Genomic DNA, 7306 nt, shown 5'->3' with positions numbered 1-7306 from the left:
GCAACTACCCGCACGGCTTCTCGCATCACGGACTGGTGCGCGACCGAGCGAGCCTGGGACGCCAGCGGCTCCGCGTGAACCCGAGACACCAACGGCTCCAGCGCGCGATACGCCTTGTTCACCGGCGCCCTGGACCAGTACAGGTCGAGCTCGGCCGGCGAGGTCACCGGGACGACTTCGGGGGCGGACGAAGACTGGGCGGTGTCTGGCAGCTCTTCGACCTCGCTCAGCGCCGTCGTCGACGCAAGGCCGAGAGTTTCAGGACGAGACCCGAAGTCGGCCGTACTGCGGGTGCCGAAGTCCGGGCGCAGCTCATCGATGGACGACCGATCGGACGAACCCGGCTCGGCCTCGACCACACCATCCGCGTAAGCCACAAACGTAGCCTTGGGCGGCGCATAGGTCACCAGCGGCAGGACGAACGAACGACCGGTGAACGCAAGCATCCCGTTCGAGGACGTCAGGTACACCGTGGCCGTCGCGGACCGCGTGCGCGAAGCTGGCCGGGGGATGCCCGACACCGCGTTGGTCACGATCAGGTCTGGGGACAGCACCTGCTCACCCTGCGGGGTCAGCGCCGCAAGGTGCTGCCCGACGAGGCGGCGCAGGTGGGCGGCAACCCGGTTCGCACGGTCGATGGCTTTGTCTCGAACCTGGGACTCGTCCGTGCCCATCCGCGCGTAGCCGACGATCTGGGTGGTGGGCAGCGCGATCCGGTCCTCCTGGTTCTCGAGGGCGAGCTGCGCCGTCATGAGCGCGAAGTTGTCCAGCGCCTCCGTGTACTGGTTGGTCAACAGGTTGAAGTCGGCCTCGACGGGCGCGGCGTCCATCCCCACCCGCAGCGGCGCCGACACATCCAGCGGCACCAGCCTGACAGGCCTGCGGACCTCCCCCGCCTGGTGATCCCAGGTCGACTTGCCGGTGACCGTGAAGCGCGACCGCGCGAGAGGGGTCAACGGCACCTTCATCCACCGCTCGAACCCCGCTCCGCGGATCAGCTTGCGGTTCGTCAGCGTCCGAATCTCCGGGAAGCTGCGGTCCGCCGCGACGAGCGAGAGCACCGCGGCCAGCACCAGGTCCGGCCGCTCATGCGCCGTGTCGGCCCACGAGTAGGCCGCCACCAGGTCGAGGTCACCGTCCCGACCGGTTACCGAGGCGCGGAGCTTCCCCACGATGTCGTTGACCAGGGCCAGTGTGTCCGCACGATCGGCGAGCCTGAATTTCGCGCGATAGGGCCGGCCCGCTCGCGTCTTTATGTACTGCCAACTCGACAGCGCCGCAGTCACCAATTCGGCCACAACCGCGCCGTCATCGACCTCGGTGGTCGGACCGGCCACGTTCACATGCCCGCCGTCGGTCACCTGGATCAACGGGACGCTGTGAGAATCGAGCGGCGCTACGGCGCGCTGGGAACCGCCAGCGACACGCATGTCCAAATCGCGTTTAGCGAACAACCGCTGCGCCGCGTGCATGAACCCGCCTTGGTCGGGGTCTGGAAGGCCCGAGATCGAACAGGCCACCAGCACGACGAGGCTGCCCTTCGGGACGCCATTTAGCATCCCGGTGTCGACGACGAGGTCCACGAAGGCCGGCGGCTTGACCTTCACCTCGCCGATCCCGGTCACATAGAGCCTACCCTCGGTGTCCGCGCCGTGGAACACCATCACCCTGGTGGTGTCGTCATCAAGACCACGCAGCACAACGGGCATCCGCCGGGTTCCGGTGGCATCCACCATGAACAGCGCGTTCGCCCGGTCGCGCCGCGACACCCAGACGCTCGCGCGATCGGTGTCGTTGGTGAAGAGCGCGCCGACGACACGACCGTCTCGCCTCACCGGGACCCTCGACACCTGGCCGCTGGTGAACATGCGCGGACGCCCGGCGCGGTCAATACCGGACAACCACCGTACCTTGGCCGGGTTGGGCAAGTTGGCGTGCGCCAAGCCGCGCAGCCCGCGGCTCTCCGACATGAGCTCCAGCGACCTCAACTGCTGGTACGTGAGCTGGCTAATGGCGACCTCGTCGTACGCCCCGAGCAGATTAGCGACCGCCTGAGCGAGGGCGGCGGCGTCCTGGTCAGTGTTCCACCTCATCCGCCGCGCCCGCCGAGACGCACTGGGGTCGTTGACGTCGACCTTGACGTGAGCGGTCGAAGCGTCCTTGACCGGGAGCACCTGCACCAGCAGATGATCACGGGAGAACGGCAGCACGAGCCCCCTGTTGAATGTGCTCTCGACACCACTCTGCAACGTACGCCAGAACTTTTTGCGCGCCTCGTCCTCCTGTCTCTGCCGGAAGTCCATGTACACAATGAGCGTGAGTTCACGGACCCACACCCCCGGCCACACCTCGATCCGACGCACGTCGAAAGCCACGTCGCGGTTGTGGGGCAGTTCCAGACGCACTTTGTTCACGGGCGCCATAAACCGGTACACGTCGAGATCGGCAGGCGAGGCCACCGGCGGAGCGGAGTCCATCGCAGACACGACCTTGGTCGGCTGCGAGCCGACAGTCAAAGGATCCTTGACATCGATGCGCACCGCCCGCCGGAAGCTACCCTCGACCTCGGGAAGTCCGACGTGGATGGCAATGTCCTGAACATTGATGCCGTGCTGCTGCCCCCGGTCACGGAGGGCTTTCCTGAGAGCGGTGCTGAACACCCGCTCGACCTCTACGAACCGGTCGTGACTGGTATCGACGGCCCTGGACCCGGCCTCGTGCCCCACGAGGTACCCGGTAATGACAACCTCCGGAAGCGGACGGCCCTCCTGAACGGCGCGAATGGCGGAGGCAGCCACGTGCTGCGCGAGGTTCTTGACCCGGTCGCGGTCGTTCGGCTGCTCGCGCAAACGCGTCACGCCGGACTCAAACTCCACCTTCACCGAGCCGATGTGCGGCACCGGCGCGGACGTGCCTGCCGGCATGCTGATCGTCCGCATCCGCGAGCCGCGGCCGGGCATGGGGCTGTCCGCCCTGTGCCACGGCGCACCACCACGCGGCATCGCGCTGGAAGTCAACCGGATATCCAGCATCCGCACGATGCTCTCGGTGAGCTCGGCGACCTTCCCCTCGACGTTTGACTCCCCCATCGAGCGCCACACCAGCATGTTGGCAGCCACCGACTTAACCACCAAACCGAACAAAGCCAGGTAGTTGTGATCGGCAGGCGTGTATGCCGTCTCGTCGAACTTCGGCAACTGCGCGAACATGCCGACGACGTTGCCCGCCTTGGCGATCAAGCTCTCGCGCTCGTCGGACGACTCCATGTCGTTCAGCTTGATCCGCTGCCACATGTAGGTGTCACGCAACTCCTTGATGCCCTCAGGCGACACCACAGCTCCCGCAGGCGTGCGCACCTCACGCTCAGGTTCTGCAAAGGCGTCGAGCCGCTCGGCCGACTCGGTCTGCGACACCTCCTCAGCGAGCTGCCGTGCGACCCTGTCCGCCAACTCGGCCACCCTCTCGCCAACCTCGTCCTCGGGTGTGCCCGCGAGGTCCTCCATGACCCAGAACAGCATGCCGCCGCGCACCTCGGGGGCGACATCGCGGTCGAGCACCAGGTCCACGAGTCCGTGCTGCGCGGCGACGTCGTCCACGGCCGTGACTTTGTGCGTCGCGTCGTCCGCTGCAACGTCTGTCACGGCCTCGTCGAAGCGCCTCCGCTTCCCCCCTGACAGATCGTCGACGTCGACCCGGCCCAGCTTGCCGGACGAACCCGTGCCGACATCGGGTGAGTTCGACGGAGCGTGCCCCAGGGACTCGTCGATCGGCACCACGGCAGGCCCCGCCGGACCGTAGGTACCGTCTGCCCGCTGCTCGATGTGCACGGCGGGATCGGTTGCGGGGTTGTCAAACGGCGTAAGCACGACCTGGATGCCGGCAGCGGTGATGACCAGGTTCCGACCCAGGTAAGTCGCGATCAACCTGCCGGCGAAATCGCGCGCCCGCACCGCCTGTTCCCCGGCCTCCGCCGCCGCGCCATGCGGAGCAACAGCGTCCACCAACTGCCCACCGGTGATCCGCGCGGCCATCAGGCCATCCACCAGTGAGCGCGCGACCAGGCCTTCCTCGTCCTGCAGGTCGCCGCGCAACTCCAACGCGGCAAAGAACACCGCGTCACGCAGATCACCAGGACTCGCCGACGCCTTACCCGCAGGAAGCACACGATGCACCGCGTCGAACAAAGTACCCGCGGCAACCGAACGCTGGTGTGCCCCGTGCGTCCGATCGCGCAAGGAAACGAACGTATCGACCACCGACTCGTTCAGCACACGCGTGACGCTCGGGTCGAATCTCACCCCGTTGAACTCGGTGACGCCCCCGGCAGAGGTCAACAACGCTGGGCTCGACACGACCGGCATAGGCGTGTGCGGCGACGCGGGTACCAGTCCCGACCACCGCGCCGGTTGCACCATGCGCCCATCGGACTCCAGCACCAGCCCTCGTTCGACGTTGGCCTGGGCGACGCGAATCTGTTCGGAACGGCTGAGGCGCACGTCGCCGTCCGGATCGGTGACCAAGATCTGGGGCTTCTCTGGTGCAGAGTTATCAGCCTGATCGGAGCCGTTAGCGTTCTCCTTCTCACCGACATGGTCGGCGGTATCCTGGTCCAGCGACGCACCCAGGTCGCCAAAGTCCTTGTCCGACTCGTGGTCCTCATCCGCGTCCGGCTCGGCCGGCCGGGACTCGAACGCCATCGCTGGCTTCACCGCTTGAGTGTTGTTGAACGCCTCAATCCGCCGCTCCAGTTCGAGCTTCGCGTTCCACCACAGGGTCCGCGCCACGTCCGCCTCGTCGCGCGCGGCCTGGACCACCGCCGCCGCATCGTCACGCGGACCCTGCAGCCTCGCCACTTCGGCGGCAGCCTTACGGGCGAACTCCCGCCTCGACGCCAGCACATCTTCGGCCCGGTCCACCGCCTCCCGCAGGCCAGGAAGCTCCGCCTGCTGCCGTTTGACGTCGGCGAGCCGCCTTGCGAGAGAGTCGATCTCGCCCTGGGTTCCGGCATCCCTCGTACCCGCAGGAAGACCCGCCAGCTCCACAAACAGCTCGCCGAAGCGGTAATCGATGGCGATCTCGTCGTTTTCGAGTCTGCGCTCCTCGTCGTCCAGGCCCGCCAACGCCGTCAGCGCCGTGTTACGACGGTCCAGCGCTTCGTCAACGTCCAAGTTCGCGATCCGTAGCGCCTCGTCGGCCCTCGCCCGCGCGGCCGCGTTCGCGTTGACCAGGTCGTCGAAGGTTCGCTGAGCCTTCTCGACCTCGCGCTCCTTCGCACGCCAGGCGTCACTCGCCTTCTTCACCTCGTCCTGGGCGATGTTCACGTCGGACGGCACGGCACGCCCGTCCAGCGCGCCTTGGAGGTCGACCTGGGCGACCCGGATTTGGCCGGAGCGACTGCGGTGCACGTCGAACACGGCCGTTGTGCCGTCGACAGTGGCGATCACCCTGTACTCGACGTCGTAAGTCACGAGGCCGGTCCGGCCGCTGTCGCCGCTGCCCTCCTGCCGAGCGGAGCCGACGTCACTGCCGAACAACTCGGACTCGACGTACGACGGCTTGGCGTCGAAGTCGCCGAACCTGGCGCGGGGATCACGAACCGGGTCGGACTTGCCATTGGTGGTGCCCAGCTCGCCGTTGACCGCGAAGACGGTGTCGATGGTCTCGCCCGCCGCGAACTCGCTGCCAGTGCCGGGGATCATCGCCTGCTGGTTCATCATGGAGACGTCGTCGCTCAGACCGGTCAGCCGCGGCGCGACCAGCCTGGAGTGCACCTGCAGCGTGGCGTGTTTGCCGGACAGCAGCGCGATCTCGTGCAGGTCCGGCATCACGAGGCCCTCGTTGGACGCGTCGACTACGCCGATGCGCATGCTCTCCGCACCCATCGCCGCCATCACGGTGTTCGTCAGCCCCTTGGCCGGCCCCGTGGCGTCGGTGCTCAGACCGGCCGCATTGAGTGCCCGGAGTGCGACTGCCCGCAGTTCCTCCGCACCAACGGTGGTCTGCGGGTGCACGGTCCTGGGCAGCTGGACGCCTTCGGCCCTCCACTTCTTGAGCGCCTCCTCGGTTACCTCGCTCGCGTGCTGTTCCCGCGTGTCCCGGTGCTCCGGCGCGGGTGCGGGCTTCGACGACTGGTCGTCCGCCAGCACCCGCATGGTCATGTTCTCGGACTTCGTGACCGACTCAGTCGTACCGTCCGGCGTGTGGATTTCCAGCTCCCACTCGACCGGCACCGAGTACCTGGCCGTGGGACCGTCCGCATCGAGGACGTGTACGTCGAGCGCCACGAACGCTGGCGTGTTCCGCACCGTTCTGAACTGGCCGATGTCGGTCCCCGTCGCACCTGTCAGGTTGCCGGTCGGCGTCGGGTTGGCCGCGTGCGGTGCGAGGCCGAACAGCGCGCGGAAGCTGGCGCCCCATGACCGCGTGCGCGCCTGGGTCTCGGCCTTGCGCTCGAAGGAGATCAGGATGTTGTTCATCTTGACGCCGTCGTTGACGACATCGCGGAACTCCGGGTTGCCGGGTTTGGCCTTCAGCACGACCTGATACGAGTCGCGCCCGAAGACCTTCGGGGCATGCGCGATCAGCGGGATGCCGCCGTCCAGCGCGCTGTCCATCATCGCCCGGACTGTCTCCTTGTCCGCCAGGTCCAGCATGCGCTGCAGGTTGTTCATCGCGTCGTCGAGAACGGCGTCCGGGATCAGCTCGTCACCGGTCTCGCCGAGCCTCGTCCTGAGCTCCGACACCATCGGAGTGAGGTCCGGTAGCTCTTCGAAAACCCCGAAACCGAGGGAGCTGGGCTCACCCTCGCGCATCGTCGACGGTGGCGCGAGCGTGCCCTGCTCTGTCCACGGGCGATCCGTCACCTCGGGCAACAGTCCGAGCGCGCGAGCCTGCTCCTCGCTCACCCGCAGGTAAACCGCGCCCGGCAGCACGACGTGGACGCCCTCGCGCCTCTCCTGCCGGCTGTGCATCAGGCTGCCGACCTGGCTCTCAGCGACGATGTCCACGTTCGCGTCGACCTGGATCAGCACGGTGCGGCTGGTGCCGGGCAGGTTGCGCTTGCGCTCGCCGAGCCAGGTCATCTCCCGGATCTTCGAGACGGTGTTGCGCCAGGAGAAGATCTTGTTCGACAGCGCGGCACCACCGCGCCCGATGGTGGGGCGCTCCGAACCGCTATCCGGCGCCGCGATAAGCACGGTGCCCCAGCTGAGGTCCCAGCCCTTGCTCTTGCTCTTCGTCGCACCCGCCCTCGTGCCGCCGACCGACGAGTACTCCATCGCGGTGTTGTCCGAAATGGACACCAGCT

At 67.2% G+C, this 7306-nt stretch carries 1 pseudogene (only partly in view); it reads right to left on the bottom strand.

Annotated elements, in window-relative coordinates:
• A pseudogene (locus ABZX92_RS31745) lies at window positions 1-7306 on the bottom strand (hypothetical protein); its annotated part runs 22702 nt beyond the window's last position; the annotation flags it as partial.

The sequence above is a fragment of the Lentzea sp. NPDC006480 genome (genome assembly GCF_040611995.1).
Classification (GTDB): Bacteria; Actinomycetota; Actinomycetes; order Mycobacteriales; family Pseudonocardiaceae; genus Lentzea.
This window is presented reverse-complemented; position numbering and strand designations above follow the sequence as displayed.